Source organism: Neobacillus endophyticus (assembly GCF_013248975.1).
Classification (GTDB): domain Bacteria; phylum Bacillota; class Bacilli; order Bacillales; family Cytobacillaceae; genus Neobacillus; species Neobacillus endophyticus.
In genome coordinates this window covers 2323022-2340600 of record NZ_JABRWH010000001.1, presented here as the reverse complement: position 1 = coordinate 2340600, position 17579 = coordinate 2323022, and the positions used below count along the sequence as shown (strand labels likewise).

The following is a 17579-nucleotide window of genomic DNA, read 5'->3' as shown; positions in this document are numbered from 1 at the left end:
AAATCCCCTCCAGATTTTGACCTGAAGGGATTTCCACATTCATAGATGTCTTTTAAATTCTAGTTATAACTGAATACCTTATTCAAACAAACATAATCTACTTGATTTCATAATTCAGCCATACTGCTTTACTTGCCCCAATTTTGTCATATAAAGATTGGGCAGCATAATTATCATGCGCAGTTTCCCATATCATATGGGAATAACCATTTTCTCTAATATAAGTGATACATGTTTGCAGCAGCTTTTCACCAATTTTTTGCCCTCTGGCATCGGGAGAGACAAACAAATCATAAAGAATTGCCATTCTTTTCGCTTCCAAAGTATTAAAAGTAAAATATAAAGTCGAAAAGCCAATCAAGTGGTAAGGTTCCTTTTCAGCAACAAACTGAATTCCTTCATAAGGATTTTCTAATAAATTCTCAATTAGTTCCTTAAGTGAATCTTTACCTGGATGGGGACATTTGTAGAAATCAACAATGTACTGCTCCATTAAATTGAGAAGTTCTGGAATATCCTGCTTACTAGCCAGCCTAATACTTACTGTTTCCATTTTCATTAATACCTCCATTTAGAAAAATAATTACAATATGAATCTGGCAATTTTTGTGCCATGTATAACTTGAATGAGATTTCCATCACAAAAAAAATAAAGCCGCCCTAAGGACAGCTTTATTTTCCATTTCCACTCTTCTGCCAAAATGCCATAAACGATATGGTCTACATAATGGTCATATAACCATTCTGCCTGCCTGATACATCCTTCGTTAACAAATCCCAATCTTTCCGGTATGCTCCGGCTCTTTTTATTTCCTACAGCCGCTCTTATTTCCGCTTTGTTTAGTGCCAATTCCTTTAGTGCATAATCGGTCAACGCCCTGGCAACTATGGTCATTATTCCATTTCCCTGGTACCTCTCTCCAAGCCAATACCCGATTTGCACCGTTTTATTTGACCAATTAATGGCATTAAAACTGGCCACCCCGACTATTTCGCCTTTATACATAATCACTGTATTCAGGCTTTTATTTTCAGCAAATCCTGTTAGGCAGTTTTTAATAAATTGCTTTGTATCTTCCAGTTTTACTGTATAATCCAGCCAAGGCAGCCATTCCCGCAAATAGCTTCGGGATTGATCGGTTAACTCAAATATTCTTTCTGCATCTCTCAACTCTATCAATTTTAAAGAAAGTTCTTCAGTAATTTTATGTACGAACATTTGATTCCCTCCTTTTATCACCTAAATTTTAACACAATGAAGTATTGGATGAGTCAAGCACTCGTTAAAATTTCCCAAAAATAGTGTAGCAGTTTCCTAAACGTTGTTATATAATAACTGTAATTAAATAAGTCTGTTATATAATAACTTATAAAAAAGGAGAGTAAAGAAATGAATAAAACTGATTCGATTGCTCGGAGAATTCTCGGGTGGAAATTAAATCGCTGGGACAGATGGTATGACTATGAACAGGGAGTGTTTGTTCATGACACCGAATTTCAGCCTGAGCATAATCTTTCCCATGCCATGTTGATTGTTGAAAGGCTGGAGAAGTTAGGATATTCGTATTCAACAAATGGAGTTTCAGAGGTTTGCTTTAATGACGTTCGAGGGAATGGCCATACATTACCGCAGGCGATCACGAATGCAGCTTATTCTATTATCGAAAAGAATGCAGCCATAGACACCTCCGCCATTTGGCAGCAATTATGCTAAAAATAAGTGGATATCAAATATGCCCCAATATATATAATGTACAAGATAGGCCGCTTGCTTTTACCACCAGAAAATGTTAACCTAGAATAGAATTATTTTTGTTCGGTGTATTGAATAGTGAACGATCCGCTTTATCGTCATGATGATCACTGAGAGCAAGGATAGTATTATTTTGTGTGTCAACACATATTGGGAGGCAACAAACATGGAAAACGGTAAAGTTAAATGGTTTAACAGCGAAAAAGGTTTCGGATTCATCGAGCGCGAAGGCGGAGACGATGTATTCGTTCATTTCTCAGCGATCCAAGGCGAAGGATACAAATCTTTAGAAGAAGGTCAACAAGTGACTTTTGATGTTGAACAAGGTCAACGCGGCCCTCAAGCTTCTAACGTTCGCAAAGGTTAATTTTAAAAAAGACAACAGGCTCTTGCAATAAGAGTCTGTTTTTTTTTGCCGAGAATAAGCAATTTACCATTTCAAAAAAATTTCGATATCCATTAAGTACATACCAAGAGTTTAACGGGAGGGAATATATATGCAAAAAAGAAAATTAGTCATCACCCATAATCTTACCCAAAACTTACTGAAACAAATTCAGTCTATTATTCCCGATTGGGATTTAATTGTTGGAAGGGACAAAAATGTTTGGCAGGATCATATTTTGGATGCAGAGATTGTTGCTGGCTGGAAAAAGGGGCTTGAGGAATGGTGCTTATCTTCTGAATCGAAATTGAAGTGGCTGCAAACATGGAGTGCCGGGGTCGATTCCCTGCCACTTGAAAAAATAGCATCAAAAAATATACTTTTGACAAGTGCTAATGGTGTTCACTCCTATCCAATCTCTGAAACCATCTTTGCCTTAATGCTTGGCTTAACAAGAAAACTCCATACATATGTGAAAAACCAACAAACTAAAACTTGGCATCATGCCCACATGAAGCTAGAAATCCATGAAAAAACACTCGGAATCATTGGTGTCGGAGCAATTGGCAAAGAAACTGCCAAAATAGCAAAAGCGTTCGGGATGAAAGTTCTTGGTGTCAGGCACTCAGGTAAATCTTCTGAATATGTTGATCAAATGTATACAACAGATCAATTGCCTCAACTGCTGCCTCAATGCGATTATGTGGCTGTGACATTGCCGCATACGAAGGAAACTCATCATTTATTTGGTGCCCAGCAGTTTAAGCAAATGAAGCCCTCTGCGTATTTTATTAATATTGGACGTGGGGAAATCGTTGTGGAAGAGGAACTGATTCAAGCACTTCAGGATGGTATTATTGCTGGAGCCGGGCTGGATGTTTTTGAACGTGAACCATTAAGTGCCCAAAGTCCGCTGTGGGAAATGGAGAATGTTATTATTACACCTCACACTTCTGGGTCAACGGAACATTATGATCAGCGTCTGATTGAAACGATATTTATTCCAAATCTGAAAAATTATCTTGCAGGTATAGCACCTTCGATTAATCTTGTTAATTATTCAAAAGGGTACTAAAGGAGAGTGCATATGAAAAACAGCTGGTCACATCAGCTGTTTTTCATATGCACCGCTTTAAATAGATATAGTTCTGTGTGTTTAATAATTAATAGTCTTGTTAATATAGATGCCAAGTCAGCTATTATGTTAAATAGTTATTTATTCCTTCTCATAAGCAATGACTACAACTTCCTTATTCGCCTGTTCACTTAATTTTTCTTCAAGTGATTTAATTTCACTTACTAAATTTGGAGACAGCTCCGCAGCAACATATTGATTTTGTTTGTCCATGTTCATCTCTCCTTTTTTACTATTATTGCTGCGATCATTGAACTATATGCAAAAATTTCTCCAGCTTTATTGCCGCCGCTGTAGTAGTTGATATCATCGAGAAAACATACCTTTTCCCTGTCTTAACCAGTTGTAAACAAACACAGGCTGTTTAAATCACTCGCTTTGATCTACCGCTCTTTCAAGTGCCAGATGAACAAACCCGTTCGCCTGCTCCAATAAATCAATTGCCTCTTCTTTCGAAACACCAGCTTTTATCATCACAATAGCAGTTTTGGCTTGAAGGTCCGCATCTTCGAGAGCTGCTTTGGCTGACGGGTACGACACGCCAGTAATTTTGAGAATAGTGTTAATCGCCCGCTCTTTTAGCTTGTGATTGCTAATCCGTACATCCACCATAAGATTTTCATAAACCTTTCCCATTAAAACCATGGATGCCGTTGTTATCATATTTAAAATCATCTTTTGAGCTGTGGCTGCTTTTAGCCTGGTGGAGCCAGTTAATACCTCCGGCCCAACTATAACTTCAATGCTGTGATCTGCTTCCTTGCTGATAGCAGCGTGTTTGTTGCACGAAATAGCCACTGTTTTGGCTCCTGTACCTCGGGCATATTCCAATCCTCCTATGACGTATGGAGTGCGCCCGCTAGCTGCAAGCCCAATAACTGTATCTTTTTCATTTAATCCTATTTGCTTTAAATCATGAACCCCTAATTGTGCATCGTCTTCTGCCCCTTCAGATGCAAGTGTAAAAGCAGATTCTCCTCCTGCTATTAACCCTTGTACCATTTCTGGATCCGTACCAAATGTTGGCGAGCATTCCAGGGCGTCCAGTACTCCCAAGCGACCGCTGGTGCCTGCCCCCATATAGATAAGCCTGCCTCCTTGCTTTAAGGAATCCACTGTGAATTGAATAGCTGTTTCCACATCAGCCAGAACCTCCCTGACAGCCAGTGCTACCTTTTGGTCTTCATCATTCATAATGGTTAAGATGTCTTTTGGTTTTAGTCGATCTAGATTCATCGATTGTTCATTCCGTAATTCTGTTGTTAACAGTTCCAAGTTTTCTTTCATATTTGAATTCCTCCAGTTGGATCATGCTTACCCAATTGACCGTAGAAATACTATCTTAACAAACCTGTTTAAGCTCTATATGATAATATAAGAGTAACGGAGTCCAGGTACAGTTGTCTATACCGAAACAATACGATAACATAGCAAAAGGCACGTGACTAACTTCGTCCTGTGCCCTCTAGATTATTTTTATCAGAATGTAAAGATTTCTGCCTTTAATTTTAACGAGGGAAACTTTTTCACCTTCATCAACAGTTTGGTAAAAGTAAGCCGGAATCTGCACTTTTTGACCATTCTTTAATTTCACCCAGTATTGTTTAACTGCCTCATAATGTTTCCATTTACTAATTACTATGCGTTTTTGAAACTTCTCCTCAATGACTCCCTGAATCTCACCCTTTTTCTCTTCCTCTTTAAGGCCAATCCCCAACCCATAACAGGCAGCAGCAAAAAGCAGTATCAATAAACTTAACATAGTGGATTGCCAAACTTTTTTCAAGGAATTTCCTCCTTTGGAAAGGACCATCCCTCATAGATTGTTCAGAACGGGAAAATATATCCAAAAATTTTAGTTTTATTCTAAAATTAAGGCTTGTTTTTCGCTTCAGGAACTTCGCTCCAATCAACAGAATATTAAATTTAACAATGAACTTTAACATAGCCAAAATAAAAAGCTGTTCCGACACGAAAGTTCGGAACAGCCTTTGATATAAGTATGTCAAGACACTAATTGCTTTTACCCTTTCACAATATTAAAGCCCTCAACATAATTTTTCGATGCATTGTATAAAAGAAAGTCATGTTTTTTGGCCATTTTCTTTGCTTGTTCATATGCATTTCGTTCTTTTTCTATCGTTTCCTCAAGCAAGAGAAAGATTTTTACATGATGCCGCTCCTTTAATTTATCCAGTTTACGAATCATGACTTCCACCCATTCTTTGCTTTGTTCTAAGGAAAACGGAGGATTCTCCCAGCATATCCCATCAATATATGCTGCTGTTTCCTCGGCCACCATTTCCAGGCCATTGTTTTGTATGAACAAATGGTGAGGATACAACATTTTTACAACCGAAAGAAAATTAACAGCTGCTTGTAATTGCTGCTTTTTTATTTTCTCTGGGAGAAAGTGAAATTCTATATCCCCAATTGTATCTAAAAAGATTCCATCCGATTCAATAATGGAAAAATGACGGTTTATTTTCGTTAACAGATGGTTCATCCATTTTTTTGACTGCAGGCTCATTATAAAAGTACCAAATGCTTCATTCTTTACGGGCTTTCCATCCATAAGCAGGAAATCTTCGGATGATAGCTCCCTATAAATAGGTTCAGATGGATGTACCTCAAGCAGGCTTAAATAGGTGATCACCATGGTCTTTTTTAGCCTTAGCTGCTCAAATTCTTCTTGTTTTAATCCGTTTGGGTCGACAATGGCGATATCGAACAAAGATAATTCATCCGCTCTACCATAACCGTAGTACAAGGCGTAGTTCTTTGCAGCAAGCAATTGATCCTTACGAAAACTTGTTAGCATGAGATCCCCCCTGCTTGACTGCTGTTGTCGTCCGACTTCAATCTAGACATTGCTTCCGAATAAACAAAACAAGTTTCACACGTTTTTCCATGTACTCGGCAATTGTTCCTTTCAAATTCCCAACAATTTTGAGTGGAAGTGTTTTTATAGGCAGGGCATTGAGAGCAAATGGATGAGGGAACGCAGCTTAGTTCCCAACAGTTTCCCAAGGCTTTATTTTTCCCCATTAATGGATTCCTTTTAGTCTCGTACCATTTCATAAACACAGTAACAATCTTGCTATCCAATTGGGACCCTGCTGAATCCATAATCAGCTTAAGCGCCTCGTCAAAAGGCAGAGGTTCACGATAGGACCGGCCGTTAATTTTAGCCAAAAAGGTTTGAACGACGGATATAATTCTTGAACCCACAGGGATCTCTTCTCCCATCATTCTTGATGGATAGCCATTTCCATCCATTCTTTCATGGTGATGTTTCACCAATAGTGCCACCTCATCCAGCGCGATCGTATTTTCAATAATGGCCGCTCCCACCTCAGAATGCAGCTTCATTTGTTCATATTCTTCGTCTGAGTAAATCCCATCTTTTCCTAATAAACCATCGGATATCCCAATTACTCCAATGTTACTTAAATAAGCGGCCAACCCAATCGTTTGGATTTGGTACTCACTTAAGCCCATTTCTCGTGCAATCGCCATTGAATAATTGGACATCAGCTTTGATGATCCCGTGGTAAAGGGCGATAATTGGTCAATGAAAGCGGCGATACTTTTTAAGAAATCGATATAGACAATAGAATTCTGTTTAGAATGCTGCTTCATTTGAATGAGCTGTTGAATTTGAGACCATAGCATTTTCATCGAGAGGTTTCTCATGCTTTCCATACTTTGGGTTCCGTGTTCAAATGCAAAAAGAATAAAATAGTGTGAATCCAATAAGGTAAATTGACAGATAACATAATATCCAGAGGCCGTAATGGATAATAGCTGGTTTAATTTTGAATGCCGTGTAGACGTTTCTTCGATAATTGAAAATGCTTTTGCCGCTGTTAGTTCTTTTAGTTTCACCAAAAAGTCTGATTGACTAGCATTCTCCTGGATTTGTTTGCTTAATCCGGTGGAGTGTATAACTTTATGAAAAGAGGAATTCGCCGCTATGATCATACTTGCTGAAGGCTTGGCAGACTTTAGACAGGTTTCTGCTATCAATTTTATATATTCTTTTTCATGTATATATAAACGGTTGATGTATTTTATTGCTTTAGAAGAGGTTTCAAGCACTTCGTAATTTCTCCGCTGCTCCTCCTCTTCTATCAAGTTTCTCAATGGAATCTCCAAAAGCTCGCTGATTTGTTCAAATTCTAGCAGCGTTTTCGAAGCAACTCTAGTAACCGGACCAATCTGGATCAAACCTTGCCCACCCTTAATCGGTATGGTGAGTATGGGTACTTCTCCTTCTTTAGCGACAGTTGCTCTCTCTGTTAAACGATCCTTTGATAAAGAAAGCGGCGGGTCATATTTTTCCTTTTCATAAGGCACTAGACCACTGTAGGAAGGTGCAATATTGGCATCCAAGGCTAACTGCCGGACTGCTTTTAATGTGAATCTATTATTAACCGAATTATAAATGTAAAAACTATAATTGGGTGCTTCAACTAACTCCTGTGTTTTTCGCAAAATGAAATCCAGGTTTTTCTCCATTCCTAAGGTTGGTTTAAAATCATTTATTAATGATTGCAGAAAACCGATTTGTACTTGAGGGCTCCTCTTTTTGGCACGGAATAAGAAAAGGAGCAAGATCACAGTAGCTGCAGTCAAAATGATTGCAAGAATAATTGGTATATATGCATTAATATTCATAATTTCCTTGTTCATAGCCACTTTTCACCTCGGTTATTCTGCCTTCTACTTCCTGCTCTTGAAATTGATGGAGCGCTAAATACTGGGAGATATCCTTCACTTTGTTCGTCAATTTGGTAATTTGAATAGTTTGATATAAACAAAATAATAATAGAATAAGTGTTGAAAGCAGGAACAATAGCGAAGGCGGATAGGCAATCCCCAGCACTTTAGCAGTTCTATCCAGTAATTTTGGATTACCGGCAATAAAGAAAATCAATAAAGATCCTGCTAGCCAAATGACAGAGTACCGTTCACTGATTTTATTTTTCAACAACAAACTGACAACGCCTATTAAAAATAATAAGGCACAAATTATTAAGAAAATCTGCAGAAAACTATTCATGATGTCTTCCCACCTGTCGGCTGGAATTTATTTTTCATGATGACGATGAAAATACTCAGAATTGTTTGCGCCATATAAATCATCGGCTTTATTCCACTATGATGGATTTTGCTTTCTCCATGCTCCCGTTCAAACATATTAACCGGTATCTCTAATACATGATGGTTTTGAAGTAAAATATCAATAATAAAATTGCTATCAGGCAAGTCATAGTAAAAATCCTTGGAGTTTGTAAACCGTTTATAAACATTTGCTTTAAATGCCTTGAATCCTGATGTTGGATCTGTAATGTGTTTCTTGGTTGTCCGATAAATAATGGATCGAAAGAATTTGATGGCAAGCATCTTAGCAAAGCTCGTTTTCATGTTACTCTCTATTAAAAATCTTGATCCAATAACGACATCCACTCCATCGCGGGTAATCGCTTTTATCATGTCATTTACGCATATGGGATCATGCTGTCCATCCCCATCAAAAAAGATAATAAATGGATACTGGTGTTTTTCCGCATATTTAAATCCTGTCTGAATGGCTGCTAAATAACCAAGATTCGTAGGATGGCTTACCACTTTGGCACCTGCTTGATGCGCTCTTAAAGCAGTTTGATCGCTGGAACCGTCATTAATAATGACAACATCAATCGGTGCATTTAATTGCTTTAAGGAATGAATCACTTTTTCAATATTCTTTTCTTCATTAAATGCAGGAACTGCTACTAAGTATTCATTCATAGGTAATTCCTCTCTTTTGCTCAACGGCAATTAAATTTTTTATGAAATAGACCAAGATGGTAACACCATTAAAAGTAGAGGCCATCGCGGCAGCATAACCAATTCCGGATGCTCCTTCGACAGGAATGAATATTTTTAAGAGAATGATATTTAACAGACTCCCGAACAATCCTATGATAAATGGTACTTTCAATTTTCCTTCCGCAACATAATACCGCGTACAAAACACATATAAGCTTTGCCCGACAATGGATAAACCGTACCCTTTTAGAATTCTGCTTGTTAACTCAACAGATTGACTGTTAAAAGATCCCCTTGCCAGAACAAGCTGTAATAATGGTTCTGAAAAGATAACTAACAACATGGAAAGAAAAGCTGAAACAAGAATTACAAATGTAAAAGACCTGAATAAATCCTTTTTTAATGACGAACGATCATTTTTTACAACATGAGCGCTGATCGTTGGTAATATAAACGTATTAATTGCTGCAATAAAAACCCAGATTGGAAATTGGGAAATTCGATAGGCATACGATAAAGCGGCAATCGTGCCCGTTTCCAGTGTGCTTGCAAAAACTCTTTCAGAAAGCAAAACTGCTTGGCTAAATAACAGAATAAATAAATAAGAAGTAAAGGCAGATGATAGTTTCTTTATTTCAGGTGAATCTATTTTCAAGAAAAAATCTTTGAATCTCCAAACTACTTTTTGCTCTCTAAAGATATAGGCCCAAGTTAGAACACCCACGATAGCCGTTCCAGCTGTCAATCCAATCGAGAATACCACTTCCCCTTTAGTTTGGGATATTCCCGACCATTGACAAATGACAATACAAAATAGAATGAACAGATTATATAAGACCGGAGTTATGGCAGGGAGCAGGAATCGTTTGGAAGCTTGCAAGATCGCTGACCCCAGGAGCCAGCAAGGCGCTGCCACTATGATCGGCGACATCATGTAATACAAATTCAAGACTTTCCAAGAGTCTTCTCCTCCAGATAAATGAAATAAGTGAAACAGCGGGTTTGCTAGCAGAAGTAATCCTCCTAAAACAAGCAGGGTACCTCCAAAAACAACTGCGGCTATTCTCTGAAGTGTAAGATGATAAAAGGCAGATTCCTTCCCGATGGATAATTGTGTCAGCACCGGTATGCTGGAAACAGCTATAGCCGTTCCAATTAGATTATTCCCGACTGTATCAGGAATAAAGAAAGCAAGATTTATAGCATCCGCTACTTTACTAGTACCAAAATAGCCTGCTAATAGAACATCTTTAAAGAAAGCAATCAGGGCCAGGAGCAGATTAAAGAATATAAGAATTTGTACGGTACCGTATGCATTTCTTTCCTTCATCCCGCTCCCCTCCCTTCTAAAGCTTTTCATGAATGATTTCAACGTGCTCCAATACCTTTCCAACAGGAGCAAATTGAAATTTTCCTAATAAGCTTCTTAATTTCCGTTCCGTAGACTTTAAACGATAATATTGAATGATATAAATAAACAAGCTCGTTTTTCTTTTCGGGATGAACGGGTCTATTTCCCATGGATGGATATAGACAAGTCCCGGTTTTTTCTCATTCAATTTATTCAGCAAATAAGCTATTACTAGCTTAGGGAAAAATCTTAAATAAAATCCCCCTGCAAATGGGAAGGTGAAGTTTTTGCTGATCTGCCAAACCGTTGGCGGAAATTCAATAAGATTCAGCGATTTCCCTCCTAACATTGGTTTAAATGGCCTTGTTGGAATCCCGCTCATTCCCGATAATGGGGTTTTAAAAGGCTGTAAACTTGAATCCACCTTTATTCCATTTTGTTCCAAAAACTCTAATACGCCCAATCTATCCTCTGATATGGACCATGATGGAGCCCGATATAACGTAATATTTTGACCAGAAATTTCTTTAAGCGTTTCAATGGATTCAAGAACATCTGCTTTGAATTCTTCCAATGATTGTTTATAGACAAGCTGATGATACATTCCATGCGAGCCAATTTCATGACCGCGATTCACAATCTCTCTTACTAATTGCGGATATCTTTTTGCCACATCACCCAAGACGAAAAATGTGCCTTTCACTTCAAATTCATCAAACAAATCTAATAGCCTCATTGTATTTGGTAATACAGTTGATGGTAGACTGTCCCATTCCTTTTGAGGGATATTTAATCCATTTGTGTGGTACCAATCTTCAACATCAACCGTTAGTGCATTTAACATTATTCATTCTCCTAACGCTTAAAGAACATTTTCCAGCTCTTAATCGAAAAAGCCAATCGAACACAACATAAGATTAACATGACGCCAGGCAGCGGGTCTGCCAGACTGAAGGTATCATCAAACACAGACTGTTTCTTTCCTGAAAAGAAGGATGGTTTCATCGAGAATCGTTCCGGATTTAGTAGAAAATGAAGAAGATCACCGGGAAACAGCCACCTGCTTCGTCTGCCAGCAGGATATTCCTTTTGCACTGGGACACTTTGACCCAAACATAATTGATATAGCAGATAAGGAAAATCAATGCCGCTTTGAATCGCTAAATCAAGAGAATTCCAGAAACGCGGGTTAATCTCCATTAAAACAGGCTGATTGGTTCTTGGTTCGATCATGTATTCAACTTCAACAATGCCTGTCCAATTTAGAGGTTTTAGCAAATGTATACTAAGTTCGATTAATTCTTCATTACTAACGCTTTCTTGAACTGTGCTCGGTCCCATTTTAATCGGAAAATGCCGAATTTCTTTTTGAACAAAGGATGCTTTTACTTCATGTTGTTGATCATACAGAAGACAAACATCATAGCGGTCGCCAAAAGGAATACATTCCTGAATCATTGGATTCGGATACTCTTTTCTAATCTCCTCATAAATCTCCAAAAGCGATTCTTTATTCTCTACTTTTCGTATACCGCGTGAACCGCTGCTTTTTCGCGGTTTAACAACAAGCGGAAAAACTGCTGTTTCAGCCATTTTCACAACATCTTGTTTATCATTTGGCAAATATGTTTCCGGACATTTTACACTTTGTTTCCTTGCCAGCTCGATTGTTTCAAATTTATCAGCCGCCGTATCATACGCCTGCCTTGATGGCAACAGACATTTGCATAGGTTCTTTATGTCCTCCCAATGTTCCATGACGATATCGACCACAGCATCATCCATCGGCAGCAGCACAGGGACATTTTCTTGTTTAAGCTGCTGCTTCAGCCATGAGAGAAATTGTTCAGGAGTGAGTTTTGGATCCGGATACTTTACTCTTTTATAACAATGCTTTGAGAAGCCGCTTGGCGACAAGCTTGATTGGTCACCGACAATCGTTTTAATGCCCCTTTTTCCTAGAGAACGTGTGGCAGACAATGATTTCCGCAACAAGCCATCCGTTATAATTACCGTCTGCATCCCTTCACCTCATTTGCATTAACCGAAACTGTTTACTGATTGATATTTCCCGGAATATCAAACTGGTAAACAAAGATATGCTGATCCTGATAATAGATTTTTAGTTTATAACCTGCCTGTTTCCGATCGCGCAGCCATCGCGTAAAATCTTTATATTCCTTTGCCCGCTCCTTATATTTCGGTGCGAGAATTTGATAAACACTATTCGTTTTTGCAACCTCAAATACTTTCTTTTCCTGAAAAACAAAGACATGTGGAGGGATATTTTTATCTGGGGCTCCCTGTTGAAACTTCGTTAATGCCTTAGCCCTTGGATTATAAGTTTTAAGAAAATCACCCAGATGCATATGGAATCCTTTTCCAAGCACTTCAGAATAGCCCTCGTCCTGCGATACAATCATCCAAGTTTGCGGCAAATACTGCTGACTGATTCTTAAATATTGTTCAACATTTTCATTGTATTCTAGCTTGTAAGGTATGATAGGCGATGCACGGTCAATGAAAGTGACAGAAATCATCAAGACCATGGCCACTATGTTGACATAACTCCTCCAACTGCCTTTAAACATATTGAATAAATAGGAAACGGATATTCCTATACAAAATGGTATGACAAGCCTCCATAAATCAATAGAACGCGAATCGATTACCGTACTATGCGTCATTACACCGCCGGCATAATACAAGGTGAAAATACTTAGCCCTGTAAATGTGGTAAAGATTCCAATAAATCGCTCTTCTCGGGAAATTTTCCTCCTAAATTGGTGAAGCAATAATAGGCCAAGCGCTCCAATGGTCATGTAATCCCATTCGTTTAAAATCGCAAATTGATAAGAATTATTCTGGTTAGTTAAATAGGCTGCTGATGAGGCATTCAGGCCTTTCCCCAAAAGATAGCCGGCTCCAAGTGGCATGACCGAGAGGATGCCCGTAAAACCTGTTCCAACTACTATTTGTAAATAAGGCTTCCAGCTTTTCTTCAACGTTACCGCAGCGGCAGCCATCATCATTCCCAGCATTAACCCGATCAAGGCATACCCTAAAGAGTGAACTAAACCAATAATGGCCGTACTCAAAATGCCAATGTATAAATCCTCTTTTTTATCCGTTTGAAAAAATTTCATAAAAAAATAAACGGCTGGATAAATAAATACAAAAGCAAATTCCTGTGAATTCGTTGCTGCTTGCCGGTCGGTAGAAAACAATGGAAAGACTACCCACACTATTCCATAGATCCAAGCTGCAGTTAGTGCCCCCACAGGATTGTTTGTCAGTTTTCGAACAACGATATACAGCCCCACCACTATCATGAGTGTATTTAATGGCCCTGTATACCGAAGGATATAGAGTGAATCCACAGCAGCAAATTTAAAAATGGAGGCCAAATAAATATGAAACCCTTGCGGATAAATTCCATCATGAAATAAATCACGATTATTAATATATTTCATCCATGCCAGGGTGACGTAACTATCAGATAATGGAGGTGCTGCATTTACGAACGCATCATAGAACCTTACATAGAAGGAAAAGCTCACGATCACCAACAATGCTATTCCTTCGATAAAAAGTGACCACTTCAACTGAGTTCGTATTTTGATAACAAGATTTTTTTGCTTTTGATTAAACATCGTTCTTAACGCCTGTTGCGTAGTCTTTGGCAATCCATCGAGTAAATCATATAGCTTATTCAATAATGGAGAGGATGAAACTCCTTCTTTCATTTTCTTCCGTTTTTTAATACGGAAATTCCATCCAATAATTACTGAGAACAACATCAAGAGTGAAAGGCCTTCATATAGTTTTACAATGACCAAGATATAGCCTGTAATGATAAGAAAAAATACCATTTTTACATATCCTGAAAACCAGTTTTCTAGCTTATTTTCATATGTGAGGCTAAATAAACCTCTGGGCAAAAGAAAAAATAAGAGATAAAAGGAAAACGAATAATGCAGTATCGGCCATATATGATTAGAAAGTGTGGAATACATGGAGCCTCTCCCTTACGATGCAGCATATAAATAAAAATCCAAATTTTTCAATACTTTCATGAGAGCTTGGGTAGTCAAAACTGTTAATAGAATGGTACCCGCTAATAAACCAATTACTGCATATTCATAGGAAATCCACCGGCTTAATAAAAATCCAATAATAAAATTGCATAAAATGGATGGCATTAACGCCTTCACCACCATATTTGCCTGTGACAAAGCAAATAAAATGACCGCATTCATTAAACAAAAGGCCAACATGATATAAGAAATAATTCCCCACAATAATACAAATAACGTAACATGGTTGTTTAATAAATTTTCACCATTCAGCCTTATAGAAGTTTGATTATACCAAAGCAAAAATCGGTATATTACAATCGAACTAATGACCGAGCTCGCAAAAATCATTCCTGCCAATTTTTTATAGGACCTAACAAACTTCTTATATAATTTATCACTTTCAGATATGAGAAAATTCTTTTGGCTTAACTCAATGTCAGACATCAGCTTGGATAAGATGACTTCACTAATGCCCATTGGTAAAATGATCGTTAACAATGCAAAGTCTAATCCAAGTTCATATTGCCCTCTAAATAGAATCATGTAAGGCATATAATCTTCATTTTTGGTCCAAGCATTAACCCGGTCAATAAATAAAAAGCTAAAGTATAGAAACCCATAAAAGAAATATGGCCAAATGGTATAAAGCGTGATTGAAAAACGCGGAAGCTTAATGGCAATCCCTTTTTCTCCTTTTCTCTCTGCCTTTAAAAAGAAATATAAGACTAATAAAATACTGCAAAGAGAAACAATTAACAGGGAAATTAATTGCGATAAAATGATATCGATATGAAACCGGTCAAACATGATATAGACAAGAAAGATCCCAAAGATAATTAATCCTGTAAAAATGATTTCCTTTTTCAAAATATACATAACGGTTACTGATAGCCAAATGGCTGTCAGGAAAAAGAAGAACAGGATGATCAATAAAATCATGTCATATGAAAACATATTAAAGATGACATTTAAGGCAATTAAAATAAGCGAAATCCCAATACACACGCCAAAGCCTATTAAGATAAACAGAAATGTCGTCCTGCGGGCAAGATTGTAATATCCTTGGATAATATAGAAAAAGCCTCTTCTAGCAATTGCCTGTGTGAATCCCCCTACGACTACAAAGCTAAGGATAGTGCCAATGGCAATACTAGTAGCATTCTTCAGGGATAGATATTTATATGACCAAAGTGAGAACTTTAGTGTAAGCATTGCCGCAACAGAAACTCCCATTGGAAACGCAAATATTAACCCGCGAAGGAAGCTTCGAATCATCTCAATTCGCTTCAATACGCCCTTAGGCTGTTGAGCTTTAGTGAATGCTTGATAATTAAGATTGGATTCTATCGATTCCCATAAATGATCCGCTAATTCAAAAAGATCCTTTACACCAAATTCCTTCTCCGCTCTACTATCATTCCAACCCATTGATTCCAATAGTGCAGCAATTTCAAATTGGTCTTCAGGCTGCAGTTGTTTTTCCCTGACTTCATCCAAAAGCACCTGAAATTTAGTCGATTTCTCTACAGCTGGCAAAGTTTGTTGTGAATAATCCCTCACCTTATACCTCTCCTGATCCAGCTAACTTCATATTTATGATTAACTCGGCAAGCTTTCCGTTTTGATTGGCTTTTTCAATTGCTTCGCGGGTAATGATAGAATTCTTTGCAAGAATGATAGCGCCTCGAAGATCGAATAAATCTTCCCCTGCGACTCTCCCAACAATGTACTGTGTCTTAATCATTTCGATTTCCTCTAATAAAGCATCATTCTGCCTTTCAACAACATGGTCGGATTTATCGGGAATCATCTCTTCTTTTCGGACACTTTCCAGTTCTTCAGGAGAACTTGGAATTAGGGATGACATATGCTTTTCGCCCATAACCTTTTCTTTAAACTCTGCATCAATCTGAAAACATCCAGGATCTGATTGCAATGGATCTTCCTGAAATACTAATAACGAATTGTTTGTCTGACCTTCTAGATCTCCCCAAAAACTATTACTTGTTCTAGCCTGTAAATCCGGCTGCAAATTTACTTTCTCTATCAGCCTTTCTTTGTCAGCAGTAATAGCCGGAGGAATCTGCTCCTGACTTATAATCTCTACACTAGCTGCTGTTTCGGTTTCTGAAATCATTTCTTTGACTTCTATATTTTCCTTGATAGAAACATTTTCTTCTTTTTTGTCTATTTTTATAGGTTCTTGTCCAACCCTATTATTTTCATTTTGATTTGCAAATGGATGAAGGATTTTTGAAAACAACTTTTCTATTAATTGTATTTCTGATGCGGCTTCATTTATTTGCTGATCCATACGATTCATTCTTTCTGTAAAGAACAAATCCATTTCCAGCATTTCATGCTTTTCTTCAGCCTTTTTCTCCGTCATATAGTGAACCATTTTTTCATACTGTTCTCTCGCCAGAATCCAATTGTCTAAATCCCTTTTCGATCTTTCTTTCCTTCTCTTTTCTAATTCTATTTCAAGCTGCTGATTCTCGGATTTTAAACTCTCCAGTTCCGCCTTTAATCGGTCGTGCTCCGAAAATAAATCCCCTTCCAACTGCTTTAAAAATGTATCCACTTGAGCTTTTTGTAAACCAAATAATTGTAGTTTCATCTGTTTATTCAGCTCTTTCTTAAGGTCTAATTTTAGGAGTAAATAAATAAATCAAGAGCTTTTTGGATTCGCTTAAGAGTCATTTCTTTTTCCTTATTTTTTTCTATTAATTTCTCTTGCAACAAACTTTCCTTCTCCTCGAATTCACCCTTTAACTGTAAGATAGAATCATGTATATTCAAAAAATAGCTTTCGAGGAATTCAGTTAAATCTGCAACAAGGGTATTTTGTATGGAAGGTTCCGTTATTTCTTCCATCATCTCTTTTAATTGTTTATTTCTTTCTTTTTCAACATTCAATTCCTTTTGTAACCATTCTTGTTCTCTTTGGTGCCAGTCCTGTATCGATTGATACCTTTCGCTGACCTCCATGGGATTATAGCCAATAATTCCGCGTTTTGTATTTAGGTTTTTCTCTAACTCCACCTCTTGTCCTCCCA

At 37.7% G+C, this 17579-nt stretch carries 19 protein-coding genes; 3 read left to right on the top strand and 16 right to left on the bottom strand.

Going from position 1 to position 17579, the window contains the following annotated elements; genetic code table 11:
- Positions 1-97: 97 nt before the first annotated feature.
- Positions 98-559 carry a GNAT family N-acetyltransferase gene (locus HPT25_RS11450; RefSeq protein WP_312857281.1) on the bottom strand — a complete coding sequence of 154 codons (462 nt, stop codon included), beginning with the start codon at positions 557-559 and terminating at the stop codon, positions 98-100.
- A gap of 24 nt (positions 560-583) precedes the next feature.
- Positions 584-1219, bottom strand: coding sequence for a GNAT family N-acetyltransferase (locus HPT25_RS11445; RefSeq protein ID WP_173063904.1), 636 nt, complete (start codon positions 1217-1219; stop codon positions 584-586).
- A gap of 171 nt (positions 1220-1390) precedes the next feature.
- Here HPT25_RS11445 and HPT25_RS11440 point away from each other — a divergent pair, with 171 nt between their 5' ends.
- The 3 genes from HPT25_RS11440 (at position 1391) to HPT25_RS11430 (ending at position 3213) form a co-directional block, all read left to right on the top strand.
- On the top strand, positions 1391-1714 hold the full coding sequence (locus HPT25_RS11440; RefSeq protein WP_173063901.1) for a BC1872 family protein: 324 nt from the start codon (positions 1391-1393) through the stop codon (positions 1712-1714).
- Between the two features lie 205 nt (positions 1715-1919).
- Positions 1920-2120: a cold-shock protein gene (locus tag HPT25_RS11435; protein WP_173063898.1), complete on the top strand. Its 201-nt coding sequence runs from the start codon at positions 1920-1922 to the stop codon at positions 2118-2120.
- A gap of 130 nt (positions 2121-2250) precedes the next feature.
- Positions 2251-3213 carry a D-2-hydroxyacid dehydrogenase gene (locus HPT25_RS11430; RefSeq protein ID WP_173063895.1) on the top strand — a complete coding sequence of 321 codons (963 nt, stop codon included), beginning with the start codon at positions 2251-2253 and terminating at the stop codon, positions 3211-3213.
- Between the two features lie 141 nt (positions 3214-3354).
- Here HPT25_RS11430 and HPT25_RS29025 read toward each other — a convergent pair whose 3' ends face one another.
- The 14 genes from HPT25_RS29025 to HPT25_RS11365 form a co-directional block, all read right to left on the bottom strand.
- A complete protein-coding gene (locus HPT25_RS29025; RefSeq protein ID WP_281368180.1) occupies positions 3355-3486 on the bottom strand; it encodes a hypothetical protein in 132 nt (43 codons plus the stop codon).
- 156 nt (positions 3487-3642) lie between these two features.
- On the bottom strand, positions 3643-4560 hold the full coding sequence (murQ, locus tag HPT25_RS11425; protein WP_173063892.1) for an N-acetylmuramic acid 6-phosphate etherase: 918 nt from the start codon (positions 4558-4560) through the stop codon (positions 3643-3645).
- 178 nt (positions 4561-4738) lie between these two features.
- A complete protein-coding gene (locus tag HPT25_RS11420) occupies positions 4739-5059 on the bottom strand; it encodes a hypothetical protein (protein ID WP_173063889.1) in 321 nt (106 codons plus the stop codon).
- Between the two features lie 237 nt (positions 5060-5296).
- Positions 5297-6094, bottom strand: a complete 798-nt coding sequence (locus tag HPT25_RS11415) for a putative glycoside hydrolase (protein WP_173063886.1) — start codon at positions 6092-6094, stop codon at positions 5297-5299.
- Positions 6088-7968 carry an HD-GYP domain-containing protein gene (locus tag HPT25_RS11410; RefSeq protein WP_173063883.1) on the bottom strand — a complete coding sequence of 627 codons (1881 nt, stop codon included), beginning with the start codon at positions 7966-7968 and terminating at the stop codon, positions 6088-6090. Before HPT25_RS11410 ends, HPT25_RS11415 begins: the two co-directional genes overlap by 7 nt.
- Positions 7943-8338 carry a DUF2304 domain-containing protein gene (locus HPT25_RS11405; protein ID WP_173063879.1) on the bottom strand — a complete coding sequence of 132 codons (396 nt, stop codon included), beginning with the start codon at positions 8336-8338 and terminating at the stop codon, positions 7943-7945. The genes HPT25_RS11410 and HPT25_RS11405 overlap by 26 nt, the downstream gene beginning before the upstream one ends.
- Positions 8335-9069 (bottom strand): glycosyltransferase family 2 protein, encoded by a 735-nt coding sequence (locus HPT25_RS11400; RefSeq protein ID WP_173063876.1) that lies wholly within the window; start codon positions 9067-9069, stop codon positions 8335-8337. Before HPT25_RS11400 ends, HPT25_RS11405 begins: the two co-directional genes overlap by 4 nt.
- Entirely contained in the window at positions 9062-10420 is a 1359-nt protein-coding gene (gene murJ, locus HPT25_RS11395) for a murein biosynthesis integral membrane protein MurJ (protein WP_173063873.1), read from the bottom strand. Before murJ ends, HPT25_RS11400 begins: the two co-directional genes overlap by 8 nt.
- Positions 10421-10436: 16 nt before the next feature.
- Positions 10437-11285 (bottom strand): DUF3473 domain-containing protein, encoded by an 849-nt coding sequence (locus tag HPT25_RS11390; RefSeq protein WP_173063870.1) that lies wholly within the window; start codon positions 11283-11285, stop codon positions 10437-10439.
- Positions 11286-11296: 11 nt separating this feature from the next.
- A complete protein-coding gene (locus HPT25_RS11385) occupies positions 11297-12463 on the bottom strand; it encodes a carboxylate--amine ligase (protein ID WP_173063868.1) in 1167 nt (388 codons plus the stop codon).
- Positions 12464-12495: 32 nt separating this feature from the next.
- Positions 12496-14313, bottom strand: a complete 1818-nt coding sequence (locus HPT25_RS11380; protein ID WP_173063866.1) for a hypothetical protein — start codon at positions 14311-14313, stop codon at positions 12496-12498.
- 156 nt (positions 14314-14469) lie between these two features.
- Positions 14470-16080 carry a hypothetical protein gene (locus tag HPT25_RS11375; protein ID WP_173063863.1) on the bottom strand — a complete coding sequence of 537 codons (1611 nt, stop codon included), beginning with the start codon at positions 16078-16080 and terminating at the stop codon, positions 14470-14472.
- Position 16081: 1 nt separating this feature from the next.
- Entirely contained in the window at positions 16082-17140 is a 1059-nt protein-coding gene (locus tag HPT25_RS11370) for a hypothetical protein (protein ID WP_173063860.1), read from the bottom strand.
- Between the two features lie 32 nt (positions 17141-17172).
- On the bottom strand, positions 17173-17565 hold the full coding sequence (locus HPT25_RS11365; RefSeq protein WP_173063857.1) for a hypothetical protein: 393 nt from the start codon (positions 17563-17565) through the stop codon (positions 17173-17175).
- Between the last annotated feature and the right edge of the window lie 14 nt (positions 17566-17579).